28 protein-coding genes and 1 tRNA gene are annotated in these 26,486 nt (G+C 69.1%); 16 read left to right on the top strand and 13 right to left on the bottom strand.

Translation table 11 applies throughout. The features are described 5' to 3' along the window. Positions 1-10: 10 nt before the first annotated feature. Positions 11-1,051 (bottom strand): LLM class flavin-dependent oxidoreductase, encoded by a 1,041-nt coding sequence (locus tag ATK30_RS24915; protein WP_416332794.1) that lies wholly within the window; start codon positions 1,049-1,051, stop codon positions 11-13. Between ATK30_RS24915 and ATK30_RS24910 the strand changes: the two genes are divergently transcribed. Continuing rightward, positions 1,032-1,817 (top strand): helix-turn-helix domain-containing protein, encoded by a 786-nt coding sequence (locus tag ATK30_RS24910; RefSeq protein WP_463672426.1) that lies wholly within the window; start codon positions 1,032-1,034, stop codon positions 1,815-1,817. The genes ATK30_RS24915 and ATK30_RS24910 overlap by 20 nt on opposite strands. Here ATK30_RS24910 and ATK30_RS24905 read toward each other — a convergent pair. Both ATK30_RS24905 and ATK30_RS24900 read right to left on the bottom strand, forming a co-directional pair. Beyond that, positions 1,795-2,301: a DedA family protein gene (locus ATK30_RS24905; RefSeq protein WP_101437641.1), complete on the bottom strand. Its 507-nt coding sequence runs from the start codon at positions 2,299-2,301 to the stop codon at positions 1,795-1,797. The genes ATK30_RS24910 and ATK30_RS24905 overlap by 23 nt on opposite strands. Then, complete coding sequence (locus tag ATK30_RS24900) at positions 2,273-2,878, bottom strand: class I SAM-dependent methyltransferase (RefSeq protein ID WP_101437640.1); 606 nt, start codon at positions 2,876-2,878, stop codon at positions 2,273-2,275. The genes ATK30_RS24905 and ATK30_RS24900 overlap by 29 nt, the downstream gene beginning before the upstream one ends. 131 nt (positions 2,879-3,009) lie before the next feature. Here ATK30_RS24900 and ATK30_RS24895 point away from each other — a divergent pair, with 131 nt between their 5' ends. Genes ATK30_RS24895 through ATK30_RS24885 form a run of 3 tightly spaced genes read left to right on the top strand, consistent with a single transcriptional unit; the run spans position 3,010 to position 5,970 of the window. Further along, positions 3,010-4,149: a sensor histidine kinase gene (locus ATK30_RS24895; RefSeq protein WP_101437639.1), complete on the top strand. Its 1,140-nt coding sequence runs from the start codon at positions 3,010-3,012 to the stop codon at positions 4,147-4,149. Continuing rightward, positions 4,146-4,799, top strand: coding sequence for a response regulator (locus ATK30_RS24890; protein ID WP_101437638.1), 654 nt, complete (start codon positions 4,146-4,148; stop codon positions 4,797-4,799). The genes ATK30_RS24895 and ATK30_RS24890 overlap by 4 nt, the downstream gene beginning before the upstream one ends. 19 nt (positions 4,800-4,818) lie before the next feature. Continuing rightward, positions 4,819-5,970, top strand: a complete 1,152-nt coding sequence (locus ATK30_RS24885) for a PQQ-dependent sugar dehydrogenase (RefSeq protein ID WP_101437637.1) — start codon at positions 4,819-4,821, stop codon at positions 5,968-5,970. Between the two features lie 3 nt (positions 5,971-5,973). Here the strand turns inward: ATK30_RS24885 and ATK30_RS24880 are convergent, their stop codons facing one another. Beyond that, entirely contained in the window at positions 5,974-6,690 is a 717-nt protein-coding gene (locus tag ATK30_RS24880) for an SDR family NAD(P)-dependent oxidoreductase (protein WP_101437636.1), read from the bottom strand. Positions 6,691-6,722: 32 nt separating this feature from the next. Here ATK30_RS24880 and ATK30_RS24875 point away from each other — a divergent pair, with 32 nt between their 5' ends. Genes ATK30_RS24875 through ATK30_RS24865 form a run of 3 tightly spaced genes read left to right on the top strand, consistent with a single transcriptional unit; the run spans position 6,723 to position 8,045 of the window. Continuing rightward, positions 6,723-7,256 (top strand): MarR family winged helix-turn-helix transcriptional regulator, encoded by a 534-nt coding sequence (locus ATK30_RS24875; RefSeq protein ID WP_101437635.1) that lies wholly within the window; start codon positions 6,723-6,725, stop codon positions 7,254-7,256. Positions 7,257-7,266: 10 nt separating this feature from the next. Beyond that, a complete protein-coding gene (locus ATK30_RS24870) occupies positions 7,267-7,665 on the top strand; it encodes an NUDIX hydrolase (RefSeq protein WP_167441994.1) in 399 nt (132 codons plus the stop codon). Beyond that, positions 7,665-8,045, top strand: a complete 381-nt coding sequence (locus tag ATK30_RS24865) for a VOC family protein (RefSeq protein ID WP_101437633.1) — start codon at positions 7,665-7,667, stop codon at positions 8,043-8,045. The genes ATK30_RS24870 and ATK30_RS24865 overlap by 1 nt, the downstream gene beginning before the upstream one ends. Positions 8,046-8,049: 4 nt before the next feature. On the opposite strand, the gene ATK30_RS24860 is transcribed toward ATK30_RS24865, so the two are convergent. Next, a complete protein-coding gene (locus ATK30_RS24860; protein ID WP_143271500.1) occupies positions 8,050-8,640 on the bottom strand; it encodes a TetR/AcrR family transcriptional regulator in 591 nt (196 codons plus the stop codon). Between the two features lie 139 nt (positions 8,641-8,779). Beyond that, entirely contained in the window at positions 8,780-9,739 is a 960-nt protein-coding gene (locus ATK30_RS24855) for an acyl-CoA desaturase (RefSeq protein WP_101437632.1), read from the bottom strand. A gap of 197 nt (positions 9,740-9,936) precedes the next feature. Between ATK30_RS24855 and ATK30_RS24850 the strand changes: the two genes are divergently transcribed. From ATK30_RS24850 to ATK30_RS24835, 4 genes are all read left to right on the top strand, one after another. Beyond that, positions 9,937-10,008 (top strand) — tRNA-Gln (locus tag ATK30_RS24850). A gap of 90 nt (positions 10,009-10,098) precedes the next feature. Continuing rightward, the gene (locus ATK30_RS24845; RefSeq protein WP_101437631.1) at positions 10,099-11,778 is read left to right on the top strand and encodes a GGDEF domain-containing protein; all 1,680 of its coding nucleotides are present in this window, start codon (positions 10,099-10,101) and stop codon (positions 11,776-11,778) included. Between the two features lie 45 nt (positions 11,779-11,823). Next, positions 11,824-13,320, top strand: a complete 1,497-nt coding sequence (gene glmU / locus ATK30_RS24840; RefSeq protein ID WP_101437630.1) for a bifunctional UDP-N-acetylglucosamine diphosphorylase/glucosamine-1-phosphate N-acetyltransferase GlmU — start codon at positions 11,824-11,826, stop codon at positions 13,318-13,320. After that, the gene (locus tag ATK30_RS24835; RefSeq protein ID WP_101437629.1) at positions 13,317-14,297 is read left to right on the top strand and encodes a ribose-phosphate diphosphokinase; all 981 of its coding nucleotides are present in this window, start codon (positions 13,317-13,319) and stop codon (positions 14,295-14,297) included. The genes glmU and ATK30_RS24835 overlap by 4 nt, the downstream gene beginning before the upstream one ends. A gap of 321 nt (positions 14,298-14,618) precedes the next feature. On the opposite strand, the gene ATK30_RS24830 is transcribed toward ATK30_RS24835, so the two are convergent. Next, on the bottom strand, positions 14,619-15,044 hold the full coding sequence (locus ATK30_RS24830) for a pyridoxamine 5'-phosphate oxidase family protein (RefSeq protein WP_101441047.1): 426 nt from the start codon (positions 15,042-15,044) through the stop codon (positions 14,619-14,621). Between the two features lie 96 nt (positions 15,045-15,140). Between ATK30_RS24830 and ATK30_RS24825 the strand changes: the two genes are divergently transcribed. Next, positions 15,141-16,013, top strand: coding sequence for a TIGR03621 family F420-dependent LLM class oxidoreductase (locus ATK30_RS24825; protein ID WP_101437628.1), 873 nt, complete (start codon positions 15,141-15,143; stop codon positions 16,011-16,013). Here the strand turns inward: ATK30_RS24825 and ATK30_RS24820 are convergent. Further along, a complete protein-coding gene (locus ATK30_RS24820; RefSeq protein ID WP_101437627.1) occupies positions 15,949-16,626 on the bottom strand; it encodes a TetR/AcrR family transcriptional regulator in 678 nt (225 codons plus the stop codon). The genes ATK30_RS24825 and ATK30_RS24820 overlap by 65 nt on opposite strands. A 110-nt stretch (positions 16,627-16,736) precedes the next feature. Here ATK30_RS24820 and ATK30_RS24815 point away from each other — a divergent pair, with 110 nt between their 5' ends. Beyond that, positions 16,737-17,582 (top strand): esterase/lipase family protein, encoded by an 846-nt coding sequence (locus ATK30_RS24815; RefSeq protein WP_101437626.1) that lies wholly within the window; start codon positions 16,737-16,739, stop codon positions 17,580-17,582. 50 nt (positions 17,583-17,632) lie between these two features. Here ATK30_RS24815 and ATK30_RS24810 read toward each other — a convergent pair whose 3' ends face one another. Beyond that, complete coding sequence (locus tag ATK30_RS24810) at positions 17,633-18,277, bottom strand: NAD(P)-dependent oxidoreductase (protein ID WP_101437625.1); 645 nt, start codon at positions 18,275-18,277, stop codon at positions 17,633-17,635. 110 nt (positions 18,278-18,387) lie between these two features. After that, positions 18,388-19,503 (bottom strand): hypothetical protein, encoded by a 1,116-nt coding sequence (locus ATK30_RS24805; RefSeq protein WP_208637417.1) that lies wholly within the window; start codon positions 19,501-19,503, stop codon positions 18,388-18,390. 326 nt (positions 19,504-19,829) lie between these two features. Between ATK30_RS24805 and ATK30_RS24800 the strand changes: the two genes are divergently transcribed. The 3 genes from ATK30_RS24800 (at position 19,830) to ATK30_RS24790 (ending at position 21,618) form a co-directional block, all read left to right on the top strand. Continuing rightward, on the top strand, positions 19,830-20,429 hold the full coding sequence (locus tag ATK30_RS24800; protein WP_101437623.1) for a 50S ribosomal protein L25/general stress protein Ctc: 600 nt from the start codon (positions 19,830-19,832) through the stop codon (positions 20,427-20,429). 10 nt (positions 20,430-20,439) lie between these two features. After that, positions 20,440-21,033: an aminoacyl-tRNA hydrolase gene (pth, locus tag ATK30_RS24795; protein WP_101437622.1), complete on the top strand. Its 594-nt coding sequence runs from the start codon at positions 20,440-20,442 to the stop codon at positions 21,031-21,033. Positions 21,034-21,249: 216 nt separating this feature from the next. Further along, a complete protein-coding gene (locus ATK30_RS24790) occupies positions 21,250-21,618 on the top strand; it encodes a DivIVA domain-containing protein (protein WP_101437621.1) in 369 nt (122 codons plus the stop codon). A gap of 239 nt (positions 21,619-21,857) precedes the next feature. Here ATK30_RS24790 and ATK30_RS24785 read toward each other — a convergent pair whose 3' ends face one another. The 3 genes from ATK30_RS24785 to ATK30_RS24775 all read right to left on the bottom strand — a co-directional run bounded on the left by ATK30_RS24785 (position 21,858) and on the right by ATK30_RS24775 (position 26,402). Further along, entirely contained in the window at positions 21,858-23,546 is a 1,689-nt protein-coding gene (locus ATK30_RS24785; protein ID WP_101437620.1) for a fatty acyl-AMP ligase, read from the bottom strand. 79 nt (positions 23,547-23,625) lie between these two features. Then, entirely contained in the window at positions 23,626-25,395 is a 1,770-nt protein-coding gene (locus ATK30_RS24780; RefSeq protein WP_101437619.1) for an ABC-F family ATP-binding cassette domain-containing protein, read from the bottom strand. A 38-nt stretch (positions 25,396-25,433) separates the two neighbouring features. Beyond that, the gene (locus tag ATK30_RS24775; RefSeq protein WP_101437618.1) at positions 25,434-26,402 is read right to left on the bottom strand and encodes a 4-(cytidine 5'-diphospho)-2-C-methyl-D-erythritol kinase; all 969 of its coding nucleotides are present in this window, start codon (positions 26,400-26,402) and stop codon (positions 25,434-25,436) included. Positions 26,403-26,486 lie beyond the last annotated feature (84 nt).

Here is a 26,486-nt window from a genome sequence, read left to right as displayed (position 1 = left end):
CCGTCCCAGACTACGTCGCGGCACCGACAGGTTTCCGCTCCCCGGCGATCACCTCCGCCAACAGGGGCAGCTGCCGCTCGACCGCACCGGGTTCCAGGGAGCCGACGCGCAGCAGCACGTGCTCCGCCCCGGCCGCGGCGTACCGGCGCACGGTCTCCGCGACCTCCGAGACCGGACCGGTCACAGTCGCCTGGATGGTCCTGATCTGCGCCAGCGGCCGCCCGTAGTTCCCCTGTGCGTAGTCCTCCAGGACGCGGAGGCCGCGGCGCGGGTCAGGATCGACGTAGACGGTCAGGAACAGCGACGGGGTGACCGGGCGGTCAGTGGCGGCGCGGATCGCCTGAAGGCCGGACGCGTAATCCGCGGGGTCCGGCGGATACGGAAGCCAGCCGTCGTAGTGCAGAGCGGTGCGGCGAAGCGCGGCGGGCGTCGCGCCGCCCAGCCAGATCGGCGGGCCGCCGGGGCGCGCGGGCCGAACCGCCTGCGGCAGCCAGTCGTAGTGCAGCACCTTGCCGTGGAACGAGCCCGGCTGCCCGGTCCACAGCTCGCGCCAGAGCGCGACGACGTCGTCCAGGTGCGAGAACCGCGTCCGGAAATCGACCCCGGCGAGCTCGAACTCCCGCTCGCTGAAGCCGGGGAAACCCGCGCCGACACCGACCGCCAGCCGTCCTTCCGAGATCAGGTCGACCGACGCGAGCGTCATCGCGGTCTGCACCGGATTGCGGTGCGCGGGCAACAGCACGGCGGTCCCGACGGTGACGCGTTCGGTCGCCTGCGCGACCGCGGTGAGCAGGGTGAGCGGTTCGATCCGGGGACGGGAAAGCGAGTCACCGGCCCAGATCGACGCGAATCCGAGCCGTTCGGCTTCGCGGGCCAATGCGACGAGGGCACGCGGGGTGCCGCCAGCTTCGAGCTGTGCCTGTCCGGCAGGAAGAAGAAGTCCGAATTCCACGGTGTCGACGATCCAGCGCGGCGCGGCGTCCCGGCAATTCCCTGCGGGGAATGGCCCGCCGGCCTCGGACTCGGCCAGAATCGCGCAGGTGCCCACCACGTTCGCCGACGCCTTGCGCGACGCCCGTTCCCGCCACCGGCTCAGCCAGCTCGACCTCGCTTTGAAAGCCGGGACGACACAGCGCCACATCAGCTTCATGGAACGCGGCCGTTCGCTGCCCGGCCGCGGCATGGTGGTGCGCGTCGCCGAGGCGCTCGGCCTGCCGCTGCGCGAGCGCAACGCCTTGCTGCTGACCGCCGGATACGCGCCGGTCTACCCCGAAACCCGGCTGGACGACCCCGCGCTGACGCCGGTACTGGGGTCGCTGCGCGCGCTGCTCGCCGGGCACGAGCCGTACCCGGCGCTGGTCGTGAACCGCTACGGGGATCTCGTCGCGGCGAACGACGGCTTCAGGCTGCTCACCGAGGGCGTCGCGGCGGAGCTGCTCGAACCGCCGGTCAACGTGCTGCGGCTGGCGTTGCACCCGCGCGGGATGGCTCCGCGGATCCAGAACTTCGCCGATTGGGCGCAGCACGTGCTCGAACGTCCTCGCCGCGGTCTGGCGCACGGGCCTGATCCGCGGCACCAGGCGTTGCTGGACGAACTCACCGGCTACCTCCCGTCACCCGGCGAACCGTCCGGTGACCACCTCGGATTCGCCGTGCCGCTGCAGTTGTCCACTTCAGCGGGCGAACTGCGGCTGCTCACCGCGATCACGCAGTTCGCCACCGCGGTCGACGTGACGGTCGCTGAGTTGAGCCTCGAAACCTTCCTCCCCGCCGACGCCCCAACCGCGGAGCTGCTCAAGGCGCGACCCACCCAGTGAGCTGACCCATCGTCAACTCCACACCCGCCCACAGCATTGCCGCGCACAGGCTTCCGAGGAAGAAGCGTCGGTACGACAGTCCGGCAGAACCGGCGACGCGCGGCACGAGAGTGCGTACGCCCGCCAGGCACCGCCCTAGGACGACTGCTGGCACGCCATAACGTGCAACGGTCGCTTCAGCCTTGTCCCACTTCGCTTCGCCGATCCGCTGGCCTACGCGTGAGCGACGCAGTTTCGGGCCCCACAGTCGTCCCTCCCAGTACGCGAGCAGGTCCCCGGCGAGCGCTGCCGCGACGCAGACTGTGAGCGCAGGCCACAGCTGTAAAGTCCCGCGCTGCACCAGGAAACCCATGAGCAGCAAGGTGGACAGCGTCGGCAGCACAATGCCGGGCAACAACGCTGTCTCGGCCATGATCACCAGCGCGCAGATCAAATAGACGAGCGGCGCGGGTGCGTCAAGAAGCGGCTGAAGCAGGCTGCCCATAGCGGTCCAGTCCAGACCGCACCGGCAAGGCCGCGCGGTACACGTACGCCGGCGGCAGATTCCGCCAAACCACACTGGTGCGTTCGACAACCGCGAAGCGGCTTCGCAGCAACCGTGCGAACCGACGCGCTGGCGGTGTCCATGCCGTGTGCGCGTACGCGAAGGTGGTGAAGCGGCCCTGCGGGGAAAGCACCTCGCAGACAGAGTTCAGTACCGCAGCCTGTGGCGCAGAATGCATAGCTGTCCACGGCAGACCGGAGACGACGACATCGACCGGCATGGTCACGTACGCAGCAACGTGCTCTGCGGAGCCTTCCGCAACGTGCAGCGACGGGAAGCGTTCGCGTAACTCCTGTACAAGGTGCGGGTTGATTTCCACTGCCGTGAAGTGCGCGTCGCGCTGAAGCATGCGAAGCAGCACTTCCGTGAATACGCCCGTTCCCGGCCCTAGCTCCACGACGCTGTGCGCGCTCTCGACGCCCAGCCCGGCAGTCATCACTCCGGCCAGCCGTGCCGAACTGGCCGCGATCGCGCCGGTACGCATCGGGTGTCGGAAGAACTCCCTGGTAATCGACATGTTTCCGACGGTAGGAAGCGTCCCTGTCGTCGCGGATCGGCTCGGTCGGCGCGAAAAGTCGTCCGCACGGAGGACCACAGCCATCCTCCGGAACGACGCGCCCGACGACGACCACGCGTTACGTTCGTTTCGTGCGTGGACTGGTCACTTGGGTACGCAAGCAGCGTTGGTTGCTCGACTTGCCGCTGTACGCCGTCTTCGTCGCCTTCGGACCCAACATCGCGGATCAGCAGACGTGGCCGGTGCGCATGATTTCGATGCTGTTCCTGCTGCCGCTGTTGTTTCGCCGCCGCTACCCGCGCACAGTCGCGCTCCTGATCCTCATCGGAGTAGCTGTCGTCTATACGAACGAGATATGGGCGTATGACCGTGGCCGTAGCGACCTCGCGATGGCAGTGGTTCTGTACACGCTCGTGAAAGCCGGTGACAGATGGTTCATCGGCTTCGCGGTCGCTATCGCCGGGCTGGACGCCTACTGGGGATTCACCTGGGGCGTCAACACCCTGAACCCGGCGCTCACCATCTTCGGCGTAGTACCGCTGTACCTAGCGGCCTGGGCGCTCGGCGCGTTCTTCCGTACGAAGGAACAACTCACTGAAGAAGAACGGCTGAGGGCTGAGCTAGCAGCGTCCGAGGAACAAGCCCGCAGTCGCGCTTCAGTCGCCGAAGAGCGCACGAGAATCGCGCGCGAGCTTCACGACGTACTCGCACACAGCATGAGCGTGATCGTCCTGAACGCCGAAGGAGCGAAGCTCGCACGCCATCACGACCCCGACGCTGTCGACCGTACGCTCGACACAATCAGCAAAACCGGCCGTTCCGCGCTCGCCGAACTGCGGCGGCTGTTAGAAGTGATGCATGCTGGCGAACCCGCGCGTGCTCCGCAGCCGACGCTCGACCAGTTGCGCACGCTCGTCGCGCAGTCCGGCCGCGACATCACGCTCGAAGTCAACGGCGACATCGCCGACCTGCCCGCCGGCGTGGCGCTTCAGGCGTACCGCATCGTCCAGGAGGCCTTGACCAACATGCTCAAACACGCGCCGTCCGACGCGACCGGCCGGGTCCGGGTCACCTTCGCCGGTCCGGAAATCCACGTCGAAGTCACCAACTCCGGCGGACGGCAACCGGTCGCGGCGGGCCTGCCCGGGTCCGGACGCGGGCTCACCGGCATGGCCCAGCGCGTCGCGATGTACCACGGCAAGCTCGAAACCGGCGAGCTCCCCGACGGCGGCTACCGCGTCTCGGCCACGCTGCGGACGGACGCCGCATGACCTCCGTGCTGATCTGCGACGACCAGGAACTGGTGCGCGTCGGGCTGCGGATGATCGTGGACAGCCAGCCTGATCTCGAGGTCGTCGCCGAAGCGGGCGACGGCGCGGAAGCCGTCGAACTCGCCCGCGCACAACGGCCGGACCTCGTGCTGATGGACGTCCGGATGCCGGTGCTCGACGGCGTCGCGGCCACGGCGCAGATCTGCGCCGAACTGCCGGACACGTCAGTGCTGGTGATCACGACGTTCGACCTCGACGAGTACGCCTACTCCGCGCTTCGCGCCGGGGCCAGCGGATTCCTGGTCAAGGACGCGCCGTCGGACGAGATGCTGGTGGCGATCCGCGGCGTGCTGCGCGGTGACGCGATGGTGTCGCCGTCGGTCACGAAACGCCTGCTCGACCGTTATCTCAGCGCCCATCGGACGCCGCTGGACGAGCAGAAGCTGGAGACGCTGACCGAACGCGAGAAGGACGTGCTCGGCCTGATCGCGCGCGGATTGTCGAACACCGAGATCGCCGCGACGCTGTTCATCGGCGAAACGACGGTGAAGACGCACGTCGGACGGTTGCTGAGCAAGCTCGGACTGCGGGACCGGGTGCACGCGGTCGTGTTCGCTTATGAATCCGGATTGGTACGTCCGGGCGGCTGAATCGGGGCATGCTGGACCCATGCGTCTCGTCGCGTTGCTCGCCTCCGTCCTGGTGCTCGCCGCCTGCTCGGCCGCGCCAGCGAGTGCTCCGGGAAAATCGGAGCCAGGCGGATTCGCCGTGCAGGAGGTCGCGAACGGCCTCGAACACGCATGGGACGTCGCCTTCCTGCCCGACGGTTCACTGCTCGTGCCACAGCGGCCCGGCAAGCTCGCGCTGGTCCGCGACGGCCGGACGACCGACGTGCGCGCCGATTTCTCCGACGTTCTCGTGCAGGGAGAAGGCGGCCTGATGGGCCTGGTCCTCGCGGCGGACTTCGCGACCTCGCGCGAGTTCACCACCTGCCAGACCCACCAGGAAAACGGCCGCGCGGTGGACGTCCGGCTCGTCACCTGGCGGCTCGCCGACGACGGCGCGAGCGCGGCCAAGGTCCGCAACCTGCTGACCGGCCTGCCGGTCAATCCGAGCGGACGGCATTCCGGCTGCCGACCGACGCTCGCTCCCGACGGCGCCCTGCTCGTCGGCACCGGCGACACCGCGCGGTCCACGGTGGCCCAAGACCGGCACAGCCTCGGCGGCAAGGTGCTGCGGATCGACGCGAAGACCGGGGAACCGTTGCCGGGCAACCCCTTCCTGTCGTCTACCGACCCGAACGAACGCCGGATCTACACCTACGGCCACCGCAACGTGCAGGGCGTCGCGATCCGGCCGGGCACCGGCCAGGTGATCACCTCCGAACACGGCCCGGCGTTCGACGACGAGGTGAACCTCCTGCGGCCAGGCGGGAACTACGGCTGGGATCCGTCGAAGGGCGGCACCGATCCCAGCTACGACGAGAGCGTGCCGATGACCGACACCACCCGGTTCCCGGACGCGGTCCGTCCACTGTGGACCAGCGGGCGGATCACCGAGGCGATCAGCGGCGACGCGTTCCTCACCGGCAAGCAATGGGGCGCGAACGAAGGCGCGCTGGTCGTGGTCGCGTTGAAGGGACAGAAGCTCCTGCTGCTGCACCTGGACGCGGCCGCGAAGGTCACCGGAGTCACGCTGCCCGCGGAGTTCAACGACAAATTCGGCCGGTTGCGAGCGGCCCGGAGCGCACCGGACGGCTCGCTGTACGTGACGACTTCCAACGGCACCAACGACAAAGTGCTGCGCGTGACCCCCAAGTAAGGGTCAGCCGCCGTACGCGCCGCCGTTCACGTGCACGACCTGTCCGGTGACGTGTCCGGCTTCCGGGGACGCCAGGAACCGCACCACCTCGGCGACATCGTCCGGTTTGCCCGCGCGTTTTGTCATCGTGTTCTCGACCAGCCGTTCCTCGCGTTCGGCGGAAAGCTTCCCGCGGAAGAACTCGGTGTCCACGATCAGTCCCGGCGCGACGACGTTCGCGGTGATCCCGCGCGGCCCCAATTGACGGGCGATTTCGGTATTCCACACTTCCACCGCGGCTTTCGCCCAGCCGTACGATTCGGCTCCGGTGTGCCCGGCGATGGAACCGATGGTGACGACGCGGCCGTGATCGGCCATCCGCTCCTTCAGTGCCGTGGTCACGAACGCGGCGCTGAACAGGTTCGCCCGGATGTTGGCCGTCCAGGCAGCGTCGAGCGCCTTCAGGTCCCTACCGCGGTCGTGCTGGAAATCCGTGTTGCCACCAGCGTTGTTCACCAGCACGTCGACCCGTTCGGGCAACTGGTCGAGCGCCGCCTCGACCGCCTCCGGATCGCTCGCGTCGAAGCTCACCGCACGCGCGCCGAGCAGCGTCGCCGCCTCGGTCAGCACGTCCTCGCGCCGCCCCGTGATCGTGACCCGGTCGCCGGCCCGGGCAAACGCCGCGGCGATCGCGTACCCGATTCCGGTACCGCCCCCGGTCACCACTGCTTCCCGATTCATCACGCACATCCTTTATTGCTAAAGTACCTCTCGTGGACGACGGTACCTGCGGCGGCGAAAAACCGTCAAGCGACGAGGTGGACGAGATTCAGCGGGCGTGGCTGCGCGAGCGGCCGGGCACGCCGGTGTCGTCCATCGGCGTGATCACGCGGATCTGGCACATCGCGAAACTGCTGGAGGACGACCGGCGCGCGACCATGCTCGAACTCGGGATGGACGCCTCGACCCGCACCCTGCTCAGCACGCTGCGCCGGGCCGGGCCGCCGTACCGGCTCAGCGCGGGCGAACTCGCGAAGCGCTGCCGGGTCAGCCCCGGCGCGATCTCCCAGCAGACCGCCCGCGCCGAACGCGACGGGCACGTCCGCCGGGTCAAGTCCACTTCGGACCGTCGCGCGGTGTACGTCGAGCTGACCGAGGCCGGGCACGAACTGATCGAGCGAACCGTCGGCGATCTGCTGGAGCACGAGGAAACCCTCGTGTCCGCACTGTCCCCGGCCCAACGCGAGCAGCTCGCCGATCTCCTGCGCATCCTGCTCGCGGACCTGGACCGGCGGGCGCGGAGGTAGGGTGGCTGACATGTCCACCATCGACAAAGTCGCCTGGCTGCACGTGGTCGACGGCAAGCTGCTCGCCGCGCGTTCGGCGGGCAAGGACACCTGGTACCTGCCGGGCGGGAAACGCGAGGAGGGCGAGTCGGACGTCGAGACGCTGGTCCGGGAAATCGCCGAGGAACTGAGCGTGACGCTGGACCCGGCTTCCGCGCGGCTGGCCGGCACCTGGGAAGCGCAGGCGCACGGCAAAGCGGACGGTGTCGTGGTGCGGATGACCTGCTACACCGCGGATTACGCCGGCGAACTGAAGCCGAGCAGCGAGATCGAGTCGTTCGGCTGGCTCGCCCACGCCGACCGCGACCGGGTGTCGGCGACGGTCCGGCTGATCCTCGACGACCTGCACGCCCAAGGAAACCTGGTCTGATGCTGCGACTCGGCATCACGGTGCTCGGAGTCGCCGACGTCGAACGCGCGACGCGGTTCTGGTCCGAGGCGCTCGGGCTCGTCGAGGATCCGGAATGGGCCAGCGAAACGTGGCGGACGCTGGCCCACCCTGGCGGTGCGCACGCGCTGGGATTGCTGCGGAGCGAGTCGCCCGCCGAACCGAGGCCGCGGCTGCACCTGGACCTCTACACCGACACCGCGGACGAGCAGCGCGCCGAGGTGGAACGGCTCGTCCGGCTCGGCGCTCGCCGCGTCGACTGGGAGCATTACCCGCCGAAACCGGACTTCGTGGTCCTCGCCGATCCGGACGACAACCTGTTCTGCGTAGTGGATCTGAGCAACGCGCCGTCCGGCAGCTGAGGCTTCAGCCCAGCAGCCGCGGCTTGCTTTCCAGGTGGGACAACCCGTTCCAGGCGAGGTTCACCAGGTGCGCGGCGACCTCGTCGCGCTTCGGCTTGCGCGCGTCCAGCCACCATTGCCCGGTGAGCGCGACCATGCCGACGAGCGCCTGCGCGTAGAGCGCGGACAGCTTCTCCTCATACCCGCGGGCCGCGAACTGCTGCGCGAGGATGTGCTCGACCTGGCTGGCGATGTCGTTGAGGACCGTCGAGAAGGTCCCGGTGGAACTGGCGACCGGGGAATCGCGGACGAGAATCCGGAAACCGTCGTGGGAATCCTCGACGTAGCTCAGCAGCGCGACGGCCGCCTGCTCGAGCATGACCCGCGGATGCCCGCCGTGGAGCGTCGAGACCATCCGGTCGAGCAGCAGCTGCGTCTCGCGGTCGACGACGACGGCGTAAATGCCTTCCTTGCCGCCGAAGTGCTCGTAGACAACCGGTTTGGACACGTTCGCCCGCGCGGCGATCTCCTCGACCGAGGTGCCGTCGAAACCCTTTTCGGCGAACAACGCGCGTGCCACGTTGAGCAGTTGCTGCCTGCGCTCGGTACCGGTCATGCGCACCCGGGCGACCGGTGCGGCCGGCCGCGCGCCGGTGACCGCCGCTTCTCGTTTCGCCCGTCGTCTCCCCGCCATTCGCTGCAGGGTAGTCGTGAGCGGCGATCCCGGTTCTAACCGGGATCGCCGCTCACGACCGCTACTTGGCCTGAGCCGCGATCCGGGCCAGCCGCTGCGGGGTCGGCCACCGCACGTCGTGCGCCCAGCCGAACTTCTCGAACATCCAGATCAGCCGTGCCGACATGTCGATCTGGCCGCGCTTCACGCCGTGCCGCGCCGAGGTCGGATCGGCGTGGTGCAGGTTGTGCCAGGACTCGCCGAAGGAGAAGATCGCCAGCGGCCAGAAGTTCGCCGAACGGTCGCGGGCGGCGAACGGGCGCTCGCCGATCATGTGGCAGATCGAGTTGACCGACCAGGTCACGTGGTGCAGCACGCAGATCCGGACGAGGCCCGCCCAGAAGAACGCGGTCACCGCGCCCCACAGCGACCACGAGATCAGGCCGCCCAGCAGCGCCGGGCCGAGCAGGCTCACCAACGACCACAGCCAGAACAGGTCGTCGACCTTGCGGATCGCCGGGTCCTTCACCAGGTCCGGCGCGAAGCGGCCCTGGTTGCTCTTGTCGCGCTCGAACAGCCAGCCCATGTGCGCGTGCCAGAAACCCTTGGCGATGGCCAGCGGCGAGGTGCCGTACGCCCACGGCGAGTGCGGGTCGCCGTCGCGGTCGGAGAACGCGTGATGGCGCCGGTGGTCGGCCACCCAGGTGATCACCGGTCCCTGCAACGCGATGCTGCCCGCGATCGCCATCACGACCCGCAGCCACGGCTTGGCCTTGAACGAGCCGTGGGTGAAGTGGCGGTGGTAGGCGACCGTGATGCCCAGGCCGCTGATCCCGTAGAACACGACGAACAGCGCGACGTCCAGCCAGGTCAGTCCCCAGCCCCAGGCGAACGGAACCGCGACTAGCAGCGCCACGATCGGCAGCAGCACCCCGAAGTACACCGACAGCTGGACCCCGATCGACCGCTGTCCTTCGATGATCGGCTTGGGCCCCTTGGGCGGGTCGCCCGCTGACTGAGAACGATCGAGGGTCGCCGTCATGCGCTCACTTCTTTCCTCTCGCAACCCCTTGCGAAGGGTGCCCTTACCTACGGTGTCGTAAGTTACGGTACAGGAGGTTTCCGGCGCTGTGGAGGCCCGAAAAGTCCGATTGCCCGGTGCCCGGGACGGCGCTGTGGCGCACGCCTCCCCCTCCTGGCGCCCCGGTCCTCGATCATCGCTATCCTGACCAGGACCGATCCGCCGTAGTGTAATCGGCAGCACTTCAGATTTTGGTTCTGACAGTTCAGGTTCGAATCCTGGCGGCGGAGCTGCACATCCGGCGAGGGCGATGGGAGTGGGGGCGGCTGAGCGAGGAACCGAGCGACCCCGCGGGCGCCCGTCGCCCGACCCTGGTCGAGATGTCGGACGCGTGGCTGGTGGGGCGCGCGCGGGAACTCATCGCGGCCGTTCAGCGCCAGGAGCACGAGAGCCAGCTCGAGATCGTCAAGATCATGGACGAGCTGCTCGAGGAAACCCTCCGCCGGGGTGAGCCCACGCTCGTCGCCCAGTTGCTGCGCGCCTCCGCTTTCGCCCGGCTCGTCACCCGCGGCCTCGCCGCCGAGGCCGAACCCCGGCTCGACGAGATGCTCGCCCACACCCGGCGGCACGGCTTGTCGCTGCTGCGCGCGGACGCGCACGCGCTGCGCGGGCGCCGGCTCGTGCTCGCCGCGCAGGAGGACGCCGCGCTCACCGAGATCGCCCGCGCACTCGCGATCCTCGACGATTCTACGATCCCGGACCGCCAGGTCGGCGTGCGCAACTGGAACCGCATGCAGTCGATGGCGCTCATCGACTGCTGGATAGTGCTCAACCAGCTCGGCGTCTACGAGGCCGCCGAAGAGGTGATCGGCCGCGCACACCAGGCGATCCGGGAAAGCGCGAGCCCGCACGAGATCACCCTGCAGCTGATGAACCGGGTCAAGATGCTGCTCGGCTGGGGCCTTCGGCTCGAGCGGATCGAGCAGTACGACGAATCGGCGGAGAAGTTCCGTACCGCCGCGTCGATGGCGGTGGCCGCGGAGGGCCCGTTCGCCGAATCGCTGTTCCCGCGCAAGATCGGGGTGGCCGCGGTCGACCAGGTCGGCGTGCTGGCCGCGGCGCTCGCGCTGAACGACCCGTCCGCCGAGCACGTCGAACGGCTGCAGAGCATGCATCTCGGCCACCACTACCCGCACGAGCAGGAGCTGGTCGCGATCGCACTGGCCCGCTGCCTCGACCAGGCCGGCCGCCGCGCCGACGCGCTGCGCGTGCTGCGCGAGTCCCGCGAGGTGCTGGCCGAGGACGTCTCGCAGCCGTCGATGCGGCTCACCCTCTCCCGCGAACTCGCCCGCCTCGACCCGGAAGCCGGGAGCCAGTCGCTGATCGACTACGCGACCGCGCTGGAAACCGAAATGTGGGCACTGCGCGAATCGCAGATCGCCACGCTGAACGCGCGTCGCGAGCATGAACGGCTTTCCGCCGAACACGGCGCGATCACCCAGCAGGCGCTGCAAGATCCGCTCACCGGTCTGCCGAACCGTCGCGCGCTCGACGAACGGCTGCGCGCGCTGGCGTCGTCGGCGGACGCCCAGCCGCTCGCGGTCGCGCTCGTCGACCTCGACGGGTTCAAGGGCGTCAACGACAAGCAGTCGCACGCCGAGGGCGACAACGTTTTGCGTGTCGTCGCAAGCACTCTGCGCGACGCTTTGCGCGGCGACGACGTAGTGGCCCGCTACGGCGGCGACGAGTTCGTCGTGCTGTTGCCCGGAGCACCGGCATCGGCGGCGAAGATGGCGCTTGGCCGTGCGGCCAAGTCGGTCGCGACGCTGCCGCACCACCTTTCGCACGGGGTGACGTTGTCCATCGGCCTGGTGTCGCTGCGTCCGCAGGAGCGGGCCGAACAGGTCCTCGCGCGCGCGGATGCGGCGATGTACGAAGCGAAACGCGGCGGGGGCAACCAGGTCGCGTCGGCCAACTCGATGGCAGGTGACGGCGCGGGCGGCTGGCCTGCGGAAACCGCTCCGACCGACCCCGCGTGGAGCGCTGAGGACCCCACGTAGGATCGTTGGTGCTCGTCAACGCACCGGTGAATCGTTGGGAGACTCGTGAGCGGCCCGCTGAGCACGCTGATCCTCGCTGCGGGTGAGGGCACCCGCATGCGTTCCTCCACTCCTAAGGTGTTGCACCCCATCGCCGGAAGGCCGCTGGTGGAACACGCTGTGCGCGCCGCCGCCGGCCTCGCGCCGCAGCATCTGGTGGTCGTGATCGGACACGGCCGCGACGCCGTGCGCGCCGAACTCGACCGGGTCGGAGAGGCGCTCGGCCGCGAGGTCGCCACCGCCGTGCAGGAAGAGCAGAAGGGCACCGGGCACGCCGTTTCGTGCGCGCTGGCGCAGCTGCCGGAAGGACTCACCGGCACCGTGGTCGTCAGCTACGGCGACGTTCCGCTGCTGGACACCGAAACCCTGGAATCGCTGCGGGCCGAGCACGCCAAGACGGGCAACGCGGTCACCGTGCTCACCGCCCAGGTCGCCGACCCGACCGGCTACGGCCGCATCGTCCGCGGCGCCGACGGTTCGGTCAGCGCGATCGTCGAGCACAAGGACGCGACGCCCGAGCAGCGGGCGATCACCGAAATCAACTCCGGCGTCTACGCCTTCGACGCGTCCGTGCTGATCGACGGCCTGTCGCGGCTGTCCACCGACAACGCGCAGGGTGAGCTTTACCTCACCGACGTCCTCGGCATCGCGCGCGAGGACGGCAAGGGCGTCGGCGCGCTGGTGGTCGACGACCCGTGGGTCACCGAGGGCGTGAACGACCGCGTGCAGCTTTCGGTGCTCGGCGCCGAGTACAACCGCCGCATCGTGCGCCGCTGGCAGCGCGAAGGCGTCACGGTCACCGACCCGAACACGACCTGGATCGAGGCGGACGTCATGCTCTCCCGTGACGTGCTGATCGAGCCGAACACCCAGCTCAAGGGCCATTGCTCGGTCGGCGAGGGCTCGGTGGTGGGCCCGGACACGACGCTGACCGACGTGCGGATCGGCGCGGGCGCCTCGGTCGTCCGCGTGCACGGTTCGGGCTCCGAGCTGGGCGACGGCGTGAATGTCGGTCCCTACACCTACCTGCGGCCGGGCACGAAGCTCGGCGCGAAGGGCAAGCTGGGCGCGTTCGTGGAGACGAAAAACGCGCAAATCGGCACCGGGACGAAGGTGCCGCATCTCACGTATGTGGGCGACGCGATCGTCGGCGAGCACAGCAACATCGGCTGTTCCAGCGTGTTCGTGAACTACGACGGGGTGAGCAAGCACCAGACCGTCGTCGGTTCGCATGTCCGGCTTGGGGCGGACAACACGCTGGTCGCGCCGGTGCGGATCGGGGACGGCGCTTACAGTGGAGCCGGTGCGGTGATCCGCGACGACGTTCCGCCTGGCTCCTTGGCGCTGTCGGCCGGCCCGCAGCGCACCATCGAAGGCTGGGCGGTCCGGCGCAGGCCGGGTACGCCCGCGGCGGAGGCAGCGGAAGCTGCTCTCGCCGCCCAGCAGCAGGACACCGTTGTGTCCGAGTCAGCAGCAGGAACCGACGGGGAGTCGCCAGCATGAGTCCGAAGTCAGGTACGCCGAAGAAGAATCTGATGCTCTTCTCCGGGCGTGCGCACCACGAGCTCGCGGAAGAGGTCGCCAAGCACCTCAACGTGACGATCACCCCGCAGACGGCGCACACGTTCGCCAACGGCGAGTTGTTCGTGCGCTTCGAGGAGTCGGTGCGCGGTACCGACGCGTTTGTGATCCAGGCGCACACCACGCCCATCAACGAGTACGTGATGGAGCAGCTGATCATGGTGGACGCGCTCAAGCGCGCGAGCGCCAAGCGGATCACCGTGGTCATGCCGTTCTATCCGTACGCACGGCAGGACAAGAAGCACAAGGGCCGCGAGCCGATCTCGGCGCGGCTCATCGCGGACCTGTTCAAGACCGCGGGCGCGGACCGGATCATGACGGTCGACCTGCACACCGCGCAGATCCAGGGCTTCTTCGACGGCCCGGTCGACCACCTGATGGCGCAGACGGTGCTCGCCGACCACATCAAGGAGACCTACGGCAACGCCGACATCACCGTCGTCTCGCCGGACTCGGGCCGTGTGCGGCTGGCCGAGAAGTGGGCGCAGCAGCTCGGCGACCGGCCGATCGCGTTCATCCACAAGACCCGCGACCCGGACAAGCCGAACCAGGCCGTGGCCAATCGCGTCGTCGGCAAGGTCCAGGGCAAGCTCTGCGTCCTGATCGACGACATGATCGACACCGGCGGCACGATCGTGAAGGCCACCGAGGCCCTGCTGGAAGAGGGCGCGGCGGACGTGGTCATCGCGACCACGCACGGCATCCTCTCCGACCCGGCCACCGAGCGGCTCTCGCAGTGCAAGGCCCGCGAGGTCATCGTGACGAACTCGCTGCCGATCCCGGACGAGAAGCGCTTCCCGGGCCTGACGGTGCTGTCGATCGCCCCGATGCTGGCGGAGGCCATTCAGCAGGTCTTCGAGGACGGCTCGGTCACCTCGCTGTTCGACGGCAACGCCTGAGCCCCGCGGCGCGCGAACGGCGCGCTGAACGGTTCTGATCGACGCGGCCCGGAGCGGGCGGTGCGGCCTGAGGTCGCATTGGCTCCTCCGGGTCGCGTCGTTTGGCGACTACGCCCTTTCGCCGACGATGCTGCTCGCCTGATCACGGCCGCCTGGGCGATGCGGTTCGCTCCGAGCTACGGACCGGGGCTTCTCTCCCGCCGAGGTCCGGCAGGGAACTCCTTGAGGGAATCAGGTTCCTCCAAAGGGCTCTACCCGGGCAATCACCCCAGCCGCGCCACCGTTGTCAGCCAAAGCTCCCTTCACTCCCCCCACGCGCTCTCACACACTCCCCATGTCCGCGGACAACCACCTCTCCGGCCGCATGTGGATCGCGATGTGCTCCCCCAACTGCGTCCGCTCGAACTCCACATACCCGGCCACCTTGTCGGCGGGCAGGTACCGCGAAGCCATCTCCCACGTCAGCTCATAACTCCCCGGCCGAGTGCGCACCACCGGCCCCTCGACCGACACGTACCGCACAGTCGGCTCGACCCGTTGCACCATCAGGCTGAACCGGCCGGCCGCTTCGATCGCCTTCGCCTTGCGCGATTCCGGTGGCGTGCTCACCCACAGCTCGCCGCCGGGCGTGTACTGGTACCAGATCGGCACCGTGAGCGGTGCCCGATCCGGGCGCTCGACCACCGAGAGCGCCCCGATGTGTGGTTCGGCAAGAAACTGTTCCCGTTCTTCACTCGACAACACCATGCCCCCGAAGCTAGCGATGGGGTACGACAAAAACCGGGTTCTGCCGGCGGCGAAAACTGGTGCGTCACCCGTCTGGGACTGGATAGCGTCCAAGCCATGGGGAAATTCGAATTCGGCGTCAGCCTCCGGCTCACCGCCAACGGCACCGAGTGGACCGAGAAGAGCCGGCGGGCCGAGGAACTCGGCTACGACCACCTGACGGTGCCCGACCATCTCGGGCCGGGGCGGCTGTCGCCGTTCCCCGCGCTCACGGCCGCCGCCGCGGTGACCGAGCGGGTGCGGGTCGGCACCCTGGTGTCCAACGTGCCCTTCTACAACATCGCGCTCTTCGCCCGCGACGTCGCCACTACCAACAAACTCACCGAAGGCCGCTTCGAACTCGGCCTCGGCTCAGGACACATGAAGCACGAGTTCGATGACGCCGGGCTGCCGTGGCGCAAGGCCGCGGACCGGATCGCGTACCTCGCCGAAGGTCTCGACGAGTTGCGCACGCGCCTCGAGGACGAGGGCGGCATGCCGAAGCTGTTGATCGCGGGCAACAGCGACGGCGTGCTCAAGCTGGCGGCGGAACAGGCGGACATCGTCGGGTTCTCTGGTCTTCGCCAGGACCGCGGGCGTCCGCCAGGCACTTTCGTACTCGACAACGACGTGGCGATGGACCAGCGCGTCGCGTATTTCCGTTCCCTGGCGGGGAATCGCGAGATCGACTACAACGTGCTGATCCAGCGCGTCGTGGTCACGGACGACCGTCGCGAGGCCGCGGCGGAATGGCACGCCGAGACCGAGGAACGCAGTGCGGCGGACGTCGACGAACTGCTGCGCGCACCGCAGCTTCTCTTCGGCACGGTGGACGAAATGGTGCAGCAGCTGCTCGCGCACCGCGAACGGTACGGCTTCTCCTACTTCACCGTGTTCGAGGGGATGATGGAGACTTTCGCTCCGGTGGTGGCTGAACTGCGGGGTCGCTAGCCGCCGCCTGCACCTTCGCGACGGCGTCACCGGCGATGAGCGTGAGCACTCGGCCGAGGAGGCCGTCCGGCACCGCTTCGTCGTCGATGTCGGCCTCCACGGCCAAACCGTTGCTCAAGGCGAGCAGCACGACGGCGAATTCCTCGGCGGGCAAAGGAAGTTCGAGGTCCAGTCCCTCGGCGAGCCGGTTCAAGGCACGCGCGATCGTGTCGCGGACCTCCCGGCGGCGGCGGCGCAATGCGTCGCGCCGCCGGTCGTCGTGGTGCGCCATCGCGAAGAACTCGGCCAGCAGCCGGTGCCACACCGCGTCGGCGCGCATTTCGTACATCAGCACCGCGGCGACGTTCGCCAGCCCGGCGCCGCCGTCGCCCGCCTCGGCGAAACTCGCCAGGCTCGCCTCGAGCCGGTGCGCGGCGTGTTCTTCCATCAACGCCAGCACCAGTTCGTCTTTCGACGCAAAACTCGAGTAGACCGCGCCTTTCGTCAGTCCAGCCGCGGCGGCCACCTCGGTCAGTTTCGTCGCGGCGATGCCCTGTTCCCCGAACACGGCGAACGCCGCGTCGAGGATGCGCCGCCGGGTCTCCGCCCGCGTCGGCCGCGTCCGGCCGGTCATCGGCTTCTCCCTCATCCGGGGGTTGACACTGGCTCAGCCCGCTCAATACCTTCAGGTATCCAATACCCACGGGTATCCACTGTCAAGGACGACAGGGAAGGACCGCTCCGATGAGGTTGCGCATCGTCCTGGCCGCCGCGGCATTGCTGACCGCCGCGTTCGCCGCCCCAGCCACCGCCGCCACGTCCGGCGGCGTCAACGATCCGGCGTGCCGGCCGAGCAGCGCGCATCCGCGTCCGGTGGTGTTCCTGCACGGGCTCGGCGCGACGTCCTATGAGGACTTGAACTACCTGCAGGAGCACGTGGCCGCCCAGGGATACTGCACCTTCAGCCGCACCTATGGCGCGTATCCGCAATTCCCGCTCGTGGGCGGATTGCGCCCGATCGCCGACTCCGCAACGGAAATCAAGCAGTTCGTCGGCGAGGTGCTGGCGGAAACCGGTGCGGCGCAAGTGGATCTGGTCGGCCACTCCGAGGGCGGCTTCCAGACCCTGTACGTCACCAAGACGCAAGGCATCGCCGACCGGATCGGTTCCGTCGTGGCCATCGCGCCGCCCACGCACGGCACCACCTTCGCCGGGCTGACGAAACTGGCGTATCTGCTGGGAGCGCGCGATGAGGTCGGCGCGGCCCTCACCGCGTTCGGCTGCCCGGCTTGCGACAACCTGATCACCGGCGGCAGCGCGGTCCAGACGCTCACGAACGGTCCCATCGCACAGCCCGGCGTGCGCTACACGGTGCTCACGTCGCGGTCCGACGAACTCGTCACGCCCACCGAAACGTCTTTCGTGCGCGAGCCGGGCGTCACGAACGAATACGTCCAGGACACCTGCCCGTTCGATCCCGTCGGGCACATCGGCGAGGCCTACGACCTCAACGTCTGGAACCTGGTCACCAACGCACTCGACCCGGCCCACGCCACGAAATTCCTGTGCACCGCCGGATCTCCCGGCTGACCCCCATGCGACCCGGTGGTGCCGTCACCAGGCACCACCGGGTTCCGCGCTCAGTACGCCAGCGTGAACCGGGCGCGCGAGTGCTTCGGCTCTTCGATCTCGTCCAGGAACGCGATCGCCAGGTCCGCGCCGCTGATGTGCGAGCGGCCGTCGGCGTCGCTGATCAGCACGTCGCCGCCAAGGCGGAACTTGCCGGTGCGCTCGCCGGGGATCCACGCACCGAACTCGGCCGCCGGGCTGACGTAGAACCAGTCGACGTCGTCCGGAAGCTCGCGCAGCGCCTCCAAGACGAGCACGTGGCTGCCCGCCTCCGGCTTGTACTCCTCCGGGAACTCCGGGGTGTCGATCAAACGCGGGCCGTCCTCGCTGACCCGCAGGGAACCGGCACCGCCGACGAACGACAGCCGCGCACCGTTCGCACGCGCCGCTTCGACCAGCGTCGGCAGGGCATCCACCAGACGGCGACCCTCGTCGTCCGCGCGACCCGGCGTGGCGACCACGAGCACGTCCGCACCCTTGGCCACCGAAGCGACGAACTCCGCGTCGTGCATCGACCCCGACCGCGCTTCGACCTCCGACGGCAACCCCTCGGCCTTGCGCGCGACCCCGGTCACGGAGTGCCCGCGCCGCAGCGCCTCTTCGGTGATCCGGCCGCCGGCGAATCCCGTCGCGCCGAACACCACCAGCTTGCTCATTGCCGCTCCTTGAAAGTAAGTCCGTCTCTAAGACCTCGACGCCGCCGATGGTAGGGACGGGTCTTCGGCTACTTCAACGGAAGCAACGCACCCCGAGGTGAGCGTGCAAGTCAGCCGCCGAGCGCGGCGAAAGCGGTGGCCAGCTTCGCCTTCACCGCGTTCGCGTCGACCGGCGACCGCACCTCGGCGACCGCCGTCGGCTTCGCCAGCACCTGGTAGCTCGCGGTGCGGTTGGGCAGGGTGAATTTGACCGAGCAGGACATCGTGATGGTCGCGTCCGCGTCGGCGTCGCCCTCCGTGGCGCAGGTTTGCGAGCCGAGCGTGTCCGCGCTGATCTCCACCGAAAGCTTGATGTGCACGCTCGGTTTCGAACCAGGCTGATTGCCGACGACGCTGTTCGAAACGTCCACTGTGGTCTTGCAGGAACCGACGTAGTCCTGGCAGTCGAGTTTGTCGTTGAGCACCGTGACGCTCGCCTGCGCGAGCCCGTCGAACGGCTGCCCGATCGCGTCGATCGCGCCGTCGAAATCGGTGTGGAACTGCTTGATCTCGGACGCGTTGAGCGGCCGGACCCGGAACGCCGCACCCAGCTTCGGGCCGCCGCGCGGATCGAGCAGCGCCGGCGCGAATCCGGTGACCCGGTGCGGTTCTGCGGCGGTCACCTGCAGCGCGCCGCCGAGGTCGTACACCTCGGTGCCGTCGGGCAGCTTCTGCTTCTGCGGAGCGCCGGAACCGAGGCCGCCGAGCGCCTTGCGCAGTTCGCCGGCGAGCTTCGGCGGGGCCATCCGCGCGGCCGGGTCGACGGGCAGTTCGCTGCCGACGGTGTGCACCCATCCGTCGCCGAATTGGGTGCTGTTCTCTTCCAGGCCGTGCGACTTCCAGTAGTCCGCGTCGGCCGCGAGGTACAGCTGCCCGTCCGGCTCGGTGATCCGCACCGACTTGCCTTCCAACGGCAGCGCGCCGAAGCCGTTGCCGTCGCGCGCGACGCGGTACGTCAGCGTCGCCGGGTTGCCGGCACCGTCCTTCAGCGTCGCGTCGTATTGCAGCGCCGGTGCCTGCTCCAGCGACTGCAGCGCGGCGTCGACCGCCGCCTGTTGCTGCGCACGCTCCGTAGCCAGCTGCCGGTCGGCATCGGACAGTCCCGCCGTGCCGGTCACCGCGACCTGGCAGCCCGCGAGAAGCCCACCAAGCAACACCAGTGCTGTCGCAGTCCATCGAGCCCGCATGTCGGCCGCCCCTCTTTCCGCCGGAATCATGCCACCCCCCTGAGATCGGCGGGCGGGACGGGAATTGTGTCGTCACCCACCCGCGCGGGGGAGCGTGGGACGACCCGGTGCACGCCCGCGCGGACCGGCTGGTTTACACTTCTCGGGTTGTCTCGGCGAGGCGGGTGCGCCAGTGGGTGCCCGGCGTGATCGACGCGGCGGCTCGAGAAGCCCCGTGGTCTGCTCACGCCCGCAATCTCGCCGCCGTGCACAACCGCCCCCGAGCAGAGATCGACGATCCCGCCGCCCCCTGCCGCACGTCGTGTGATTTGAAGGAGTGCTACACCGTGTCCGAGGTACGTCTTTCCGTCGAACCGCGCACCGAGTTCGGAAAGGGTGCCGCCCGCCGCACCCGTCGCGCCGGCAAAATCCCCGCGGTGCTTTACGGGCACGGCTCGGACCCGCGGCACTTCGCGCTGCCGGCCATCGAGTTCGCGCGCGTCGTCCGCGAGAACGGCACCAACGCCGTCATCACGCTCGACCTGCAGGGCAACATCGAGCTGGCCCTGACCAAGACCATCGTGGTCCACCCGCTCAAGAACTACATCGAGCACGTCGACCTGCTGGTCGTCAAGCGCGGCGAGAAGGTCACCGTCGACGTCCCGGTCGTCGTCTCCGGCACGCCTGGCCCGGGCACCCTGGTCGCCCAGGACATCGACACGATCCAGGTCGAGGTCGAGGCGCTGCACATCCCCGAGCAGTTCGAGGTCTCGGTCGAGGGCATCGAGGCCGGCACGCAGATCACCGCCGGCCAGATCAGCCTGCCCGCGGGCGCCGAGCTGGTCACCGACCCCGAGGCGCTCGTCGTCGCCGTCAACGAGGCCCCGCGCGGCTCCGCTGACGAGGACGCCGAAGCCGAGGAAGCCGCGGCCGAAGACGCCGAATAAACTCGCTTTCGTGAGTGAAGACGTGCCCGGGGCCGGCGAGCTGATTCTGCTCGCCGGCCTCGGCAATCCCGGGCCCCAGTACGCCGGGAACCGGCACAACGTCGGGTTCATGGTGCTGGACGAGCTGGCCGGCCGGATCGGCGGGAAGTTCAAGGCCCACCGCAGCGGGGCCGAGGTGCTCGAGGGCAGGCTCGCGGGCTCCCGCGTGGTGCTGGTGAAGCCGCGGTCGTTCATGAACCTCTCTGGCGGCCCGGTGGTCGGCGCGGCCCGGTTCTACAAAGTCCCGCCGTCCGGCGTCGTGGTGGTGCACGACGAGCTGGACGTCGATTTCGGCGCGCTGAAGCTCAAGCTCGGCGGCGGCGACAACGGGCACAACGGACTTCGGTCCATCACCAAATCGCTCGGCACGCGTGACTACTACCGCGTGCGTTTCGGCATCGGGCGGCCGCCGGGCAGGCAGGATCCGGCGGATTTCGTGCTGAAGGACTTCTCGACGGTCGAGCGCAAGGAGCTCCCGTTCGAGATCGACCGGTGCGCGGACGCTACCGAGGCGTTGATTTCGCAGGGGCTGGCCGCCGCGCAGAACGCGTTCCACGCCGCCTGAACGCTCTCCCCCAACGCGACGTTGAGGCCGCGTCAGGCCGTTGTGCGTGTGGGTGAGACGTCGTGGCCGTGCGTGATGGATTTCTCACTCGATGGGCGGCTTCTGGGGCCCTGATCGAGTCGTCCGGGCGGGTGCGGGCTTCCCGGAGTGGCCGGGACCAGTTAGGACGGAGTTCAGGAGAGCGCATCACCCCGACCCTGAATCGGAGAATGATCCATGCCGTTTACCGCCGAGGATCTCGCTGAGGTCGCTTTCGGTAACGCCCCGATCGGCCGCCGCGGCTACGCCAAGCACGAGGTCGACGACTTCGTGCGGCGGATCGCCAAAACCCTCGCCGACGAGGACGATCTCACCGCGGCCGAGGTCCACCACGTGCTGTTCTCCAAGCCGTTGATCGGCAAGCGAGGGTACGACGAGCGCGAGGTCGACCAGTTTCTCGACGAGGTGGAGACGCAGCTGGCCGAGAGGTCCGGACGAAGGGCTCCGATGATTCCGGGGAGCCGGGATCCTGGGCAGGCCACTGCGGGGAGGGCTGCGTGGCCGGTGGTCGCGGAGGCGCCGGTGGAGGAGATGCCGCGGCGGTGAGCTCGGCGGTGTTAGCCGGGGAATGAGCTGACGGCTCGTGCTTCGCACATTGCGCCCGGGGAGGGTTGCGTGGGGGCACCCCGAAGCTGAGTGTGACTACGGTCTGAGGGTGCTTGTCAAGGCGGGAAAGATGCCTTGACAAGCACCCTCAGACCGTCTTTTTGGCTTCGTATCGGGGTGCAGGGCCGGGTCTGGCTGCGCTGGTGGGTTTTGTGTGCCAGGTGCGGTTGGGTGGGTGGCTAGGCGTCTGCGTTTTTCGCGATTTTGTCCGCGTATTGGACCGCGGTCGCGGCGCGTTTCACCTTGCCGGAGGGGGTTTTGGGGAGGCTGCCGGCGGGGAGGACCACTACGGCGAAGGGGCGCATGTCCACGGCGTCTCGGACGCGGGCGGCGATTTCCTTCGACAGGCGGTTTTCCTCGGCGGCGTCACCGGCCAGTTTGGACTCCACGACCACGGCGAAGCGTTCGCGGCGGCTGCCCGCGTCCAGGCGGACGGCGACGGCGTTGCCTGCCCGGACGCCCTCGACCGAACCGGCGGCGCGTTCGATGTCGGTCGGGTACAGGTTGCGGCCGCCCATGATGATGACGTCCTTGCGGCGGCCGCAGATCACGATCTGGCCGTCGACCAGGTAACCCAGGTCGCCGGTCTTCATCCAGCCGTCCTGATCCTGGGTGTCCAGCGGGCCGTCGACGGTCAGGTAGCCGGGTGTCACGGCCTCGCCGCGCAGGCGGATCTCGCCGACCTGCCGTTCGCCCAGCACGGTGCCGGAATCGTCGACGATGTCCGCTTCCAAGCCGTCCAGCGGGCGGCCGAGCAGGGCGAACGAGCGCACCTCGTCCGTTCCGCGGCGGGGGTCGCCTTCGGGGACCGGCACCGCGCGGTTGTCGGCCTCCAGCGCGTCCGCTTCGACGACGTCCAGCGTGAGGCCGGTGAACAGCGGCGCGAACGAGACCGCCAGCGTCGCCTCTGCCATGCCGTACGCGGGGAACACGCACTCGGGCGGCATGTGGAACCGCTTCCCGGCGTCCACAAAGGTCTGGACGGCCGTCTCGTCGATCGGCTCGGCGCCGTTGAGCGCGATGCGCAGCTTCGACAGGTCGTAGGCGTTGTCGTCCTCGACGCGGGCCATGCGCTTGCCGACGATGGCGTACGCGAAGTTCGGCGCGGCCGTCGTGGTGCCGCCGTACTTGCTGATCAGCTCCGGCCAGATCAGCGGCCCGGTGAGGAATTCGACCGGGGTGATCTTGATCAGTTCGACGCCGAACGTCATCGGCACGGTCAGGAAGCCGACCATGCCCATGTCGTGGAAGGTCGGCAGCCAGGACACCATCACGTCGTTGTCGAAGTCGAACTCGGCGCGGTCGACCATCGCCTTGACGTTGGTGTACAGGTTGCCGTAGGTGATCCGGACGGCCTTCGGCTCCGCGGTCGATCCGCTGGTCAGCTGCAGGAGCGCGGTGTCGCTCTCGGCGGTCGGCACGATCTCGGCGAGCGGTTCGGCTCCGGCCAGTTCGGAGATCAGCCGGTAGTTGATGCCCTTGCCTTCCAGCACCGGGGCGAGCTGGTCGAACGGTTCGCCGAGCACGACCAGCTCGGCCCCGATCATCTCGAGCACCTTCACCGTGTCCTCGGCCCATTCGGCGAGGTCGGTGCGCGGCGTCGGCTGGTGCAGCATCGTCACGCTGCCGCCGGTGAGCCACACCGCCTGCACAGTCGGGGCGATGAGCACCGGCGCGGCGGCCAGCACCGCCACCGCGCTCCCCGGCTGCAATCCCCCGCTGACCAGCCCGCCCGCGACCCGGCGGGCTTCGTCGTGCACCTGGGCCCAAGTCCGGCGCACCGGCTCCTTGGGCTCGCCGGTCACCATGCCGCGCCGCTGCCCCCGGTCCGCCGCAGTCCCGACGAGTGTGTCCACAAACCGACTCATGTGCGTCAGATTACTGTCCGGTTTTTCCGGGCCTTCCCGCGGCGGCGTGAACGGCGGATGACGGGTTGCGGACGCGGCCTCACTCGGCGAGTTCGGACGTCTCCAGCCAGCGCGCCTCGACGTCGTCCTTTTCCGCCAGCACGGCCTTCAGGTCGGTGTTCAGCTCGATCAGCTTCTCCGGGTCGGTCGCCGCCTCCGCGAGCGCCGCGTGCAGCTTCTCTTCCCGCTTCGCGAGCTGGTCCAGCTTCCGCTCCAACCGGCCCAATTCCTTTTGCGCCGCACGGGTTTCCGCCGCGCTGCGCTTGGCCTCGGTCTTCTCCGCGGGAGGTGCCTCGCGACGCGGCGCGGCTTCCTTCGCGCGAGCGCGGCGCTGCAGGTACTCCTCGATGCCGCCCGGCAGGTGGGTGACCTTGCCGTCGCCGAGGAGCGCGTACGTGGCGTCGCAGACCCGCTCCACCAGGTACCGGTCGTGCGAGACCACCACCATCGTGCCCGGCCAGCCGTCGAGCAGGTCTTCGAGCTGCTGCAGGGTGTCGATGTCCAGGTCGTTCGTCGGCTCGTCCAGCAGCAGCACGTTCGGCTCGGCCATCAGCAACCGGCACAGCTGCAGCCGGCGCCGTTCGCCGCCGGAGAGGTCGCCGACCGGCGTCCACTGGCGAGCGGCCGGGAAGCCGAGCTTCTCGCCCAGCTGCGACGCGGTCATCTCCTGCTTGCCGAACACGACGCGGCCCGCGACCTGCTCGATCGCCTGCAGCACGCGAAGATCGGCGGGCAGGTCGTCGAGTTCCTGCCGCAGGTGCGCGAGCGCGACCGTCTTGCCTTGCACCCGCCGTCCGGTCGACGATTCGACGTCGCCGCCCAGCAGTTTCAGCAACGTGGTCTTGCCGGAGCCGTTCACGCCGACGAGACCGATCCGGTCGCCCGGACCGATCCGCCACGTGACGTGGTCGAGCAGAGTCCGGTCGCCGACGGACAGCGACACGTCTTCCAGTTCCAGCACCGTCTTGCCGAGCCGGCGTTTCGCGAACGCCATCAGCTCCACGGAATCGCGCGGCGGCGGCACGTCAGCGATCAGCGCCTCGGCGGCCTCGACGCGGTACCGCGGCTTCGAGGAACGCGCCTGCGGGCCGCGCCGCAGCCACGCCAATTCCTTGCGCGCCAGGTTCTGCCGCTTCTCCTCCGCGGTCGCGGCGAGGCGGGCCCGTTCGGCGCGCGCGAAAATCCAGTCGGCGTAACCGCCTTCGTACTGCTCGACCCTGCCGTTCGCGACCTCCCACGTGAGGCTCGCGACGGTGTCGAGGAACCACCGGTCGTGCGTCACGACCACGACCGCGATCCGGCGGCCCAGCAGATGGTCGGCGAGCCAGCGAACGCCTTCGACGTCAAGGTGGTTAGTGGGCTCGTCGAGCACCACCAGGTCGAGTTCGCCGGTGAGCGCGGCGGCCAGTGCGACGCGACGGCGTTCGCCACCGGACAGGTTCGCGGTCGGGGTGTCGAGGCCGATCGCGGTGATGCCCAGACCGTCCACAATAGACCGGACGCGCGCGTCGGCGGCCCATTCGTGCTCGGCTCCGTAGCGCTGCAGCACCACATCGCCGACCGTGCTGCCCGTTGGCAGTTCGGTGCGCTGGGTGACGACGGCCATCCTCAGGTCGCGCACCTGGCTCACCCGGCCGGAATCCGGCTCGCTCAGTCCGGAAAGGACTTCGAGCAGCGTCGTCTTGCCGCCGCCGTTGAGCCCGACGACACCGATTCGCTGCCCCTCGGCGATGCCGAGGGAAACGTTGTCCAGCAACGGCTTCACGCCGTAGGACTTGCTCACCGATTCCAGGTTGACCAGGTTGGCCATCCGGATCCTTTCCACTGTGGACTGTTGATTCAAGCTTTTCAGGCGTGCACGCGCGGCGGCGCGTTGCGCGGCGCGTCGTCGCCGCCGACCACCCGGGCCCCGGGCACCGGGCCGTGCGCGACCCGCACCGTGCGGCAGACTCCCGCGCCGGACAGCTCAGCGGCCACCTCGACCGCGGTCTCCGCGTCGGAGCACAGGAACGCGCAGGTCGGCCCGGAGCCGGACACGCATCCGGCCAGCGCGCCCGCGTTCACCCCAGCGCGCAGCGTGCGGCGCAGGCCGGGCCGCAGCGACACCGCGGCCGCCTGCAAGTCATTGCCGAGCAACAGGGCGAGTTGGCGAGGATCACCCGACGCGAGCGCCTCCACGACCGGCGTGTGCGATCCGATCCGCGGCGGTTTGCCGTCGGCGCGCAGCCGGTCGAGTTCACCGAACACTTTGGGCGTGGACAGACCTTCCTCGTCGAAGGCCAGCACCCAATGGAACGTGTGCCGCGCGAGCACCGGCACGAGCTGCTCACCCCGGCCGGTGCCGAGCGCAGTGCCGCCGTACAGCGCAAAGGGCACGTCGCTGCCCAGCCGTCCGGCGACGGTGGCCAGCTCGTCGCGCGTGACGTCGAGCTTCCACAGCGACGAGAGCCCGACCAGCGCCGCCGCCGCGTCCGCGCTCCCGCCCGCCATGCCGCCGGCGACCGGAATGCCCTTGCGCAGCACGATTCGCACCTTCGGCTCGTCCGCGTCCGGCCGTCCGGCGTAGGAGGCCAGTTCGCGAGCCGCGCGCCAGGCGAGATTGGCGCCGTCGGTGGGCACCGTGCGCTCCCCCTCGCCGTACACCTCGAGCCCGGGCTCGTCGGCGGCCGCGACGGTCACCTCGTCGGTGAGCGAAAGCGCCTGGAAGACGGTGACCAGCTCGTGGAACCCGTCCGCCCGCAGGTCGCCGACGGCCAGGTGCAGGTTGACCTTGGCCGGGACCCGGACGGTGACTGGTGGAGGAACGACGGCGAGCACCCGTCCAGCCTACGTGGCTGCGCCGCGCCAGGTCCCGCCAGGAGAAAACGTCGGCGCAGAAGTTCCCCCAGTCGTCGTCCGGGA

Source organism: Amycolatopsis echigonensis, assembly GCF_002846615.1.
Lineage (GTDB): Bacteria > Actinomycetota > Actinomycetes > Mycobacteriales > Pseudonocardiaceae > Amycolatopsis > Amycolatopsis echigonensis.
Note: the sequence above shows the minus strand (reverse complement) of the source record. Positions and strands in the feature narration are given on the sequence as shown.

Excerpts from the sequence above, each read along its gene's own strand:
- ATK30_RS24830 (WP_101441047.1), bottom strand. The coding sequence starts at position 15,044 with ATGGTGTTGTCGAGTGAAGAACGGGAACAGTTTCTTGCCGAACCACAC.
- ATK30_RS24825 (WP_101437628.1), top strand. The coding sequence starts at position 15,141 with ATGGGGAAATTCGAATTCGGCGTCAGCCTCCGGCTCACCGCCAACGGC.
- ATK30_RS24790 (WP_101437621.1), top strand. The coding sequence starts at position 21,250 with ATGCCGTTTACCGCCGAGGATCTCGCTGAGGTCGCTTTCGGTAACGCC.
- ATK30_RS24835 (WP_101437629.1), top strand. The coding sequence starts at position 13,317 with ATGAGTCCGAAGTCAGGTACGCCGAAGAAGAATCTGATGCTCTTCTCC.
- ATK30_RS24890 (WP_101437638.1), top strand. The coding sequence starts at position 4,146 with ATGACCTCCGTGCTGATCTGCGACGACCAGGAACTGGTGCGCGTCGGG.
- ATK30_RS24785 (WP_101437620.1), bottom strand. The coding sequence starts at position 23,546 with ATGAGTCGGTTTGTGGACACACTCGTCGGGACTGCGGCGGACCGGGGG.
- ATK30_RS24900 (WP_101437640.1), bottom strand. The coding sequence starts at position 2,878 with ATGTCGATTACCAGGGAGTTCTTCCGACACCCGATGCGTACCGGCGCG.
- ATK30_RS24885 (WP_101437637.1), top strand. The coding sequence starts at position 4,819 with ATGCGTCTCGTCGCGTTGCTCGCCTCCGTCCTGGTGCTCGCCGCCTGC.
- ATK30_RS24815 (WP_101437626.1), top strand. The coding sequence starts at position 16,737 with ATGAGGTTGCGCATCGTCCTGGCCGCCGCGGCATTGCTGACCGCCGCG.
- ATK30_RS24855 (WP_101437632.1), bottom strand. The coding sequence starts at position 9,739 with ATGACGGCGACCCTCGATCGTTCTCAGTCAGCGGGCGACCCGCCCAAG.
- ATK30_RS24905 (WP_101437641.1), bottom strand. The coding sequence starts at position 2,301 with ATGGGCAGCCTGCTTCAGCCGCTTCTTGACGCACCCGCGCCGCTCGTC.
- ATK30_RS24870 (WP_167441994.1), top strand. The coding sequence starts at position 7,267 with ATGTCCACCATCGACAAAGTCGCCTGGCTGCACGTGGTCGACGGCAAG.
- ATK30_RS24780 (WP_101437619.1), bottom strand. The coding sequence starts at position 25,395 with ATGGCCAACCTGGTCAACCTGGAATCGGTGAGCAAGTCCTACGGCGTG.
- ATK30_RS24820 (WP_101437627.1), bottom strand. The coding sequence starts at position 16,626 with ATGACCGGCCGGACGCGGCCGACGCGGGCGGAGACCCGGCGGCGCATC.
- ATK30_RS24880 (WP_101437636.1), bottom strand. The coding sequence starts at position 6,690 with ATGAATCGGGAAGCAGTGGTGACCGGGGGCGGTACCGGAATCGGGTAC.
- ATK30_RS24865 (WP_101437633.1), top strand. The coding sequence starts at position 7,665 with ATGCTGCGACTCGGCATCACGGTGCTCGGAGTCGCCGACGTCGAACGC.
- ATK30_RS24810 (WP_101437625.1), bottom strand. The coding sequence starts at position 18,277 with ATGAGCAAGCTGGTGGTGTTCGGCGCGACGGGATTCGCCGGCGGCCGG.
- ATK30_RS24805 (WP_208637417.1), bottom strand. The coding sequence starts at position 19,503 with ATGCGGGCTCGATGGACTGCGACAGCACTGGTGTTGCTTGGTGGGCTT.
- ATK30_RS24860 (WP_143271500.1), bottom strand. The coding sequence starts at position 8,640 with ATGACCGGTACCGAGCGCAGGCAGCAACTGCTCAACGTGGCACGCGCG.
- ATK30_RS24845 (WP_101437631.1), top strand. The coding sequence starts at position 10,099 with ATGTCGGACGCGTGGCTGGTGGGGCGCGCGCGGGAACTCATCGCGGCC.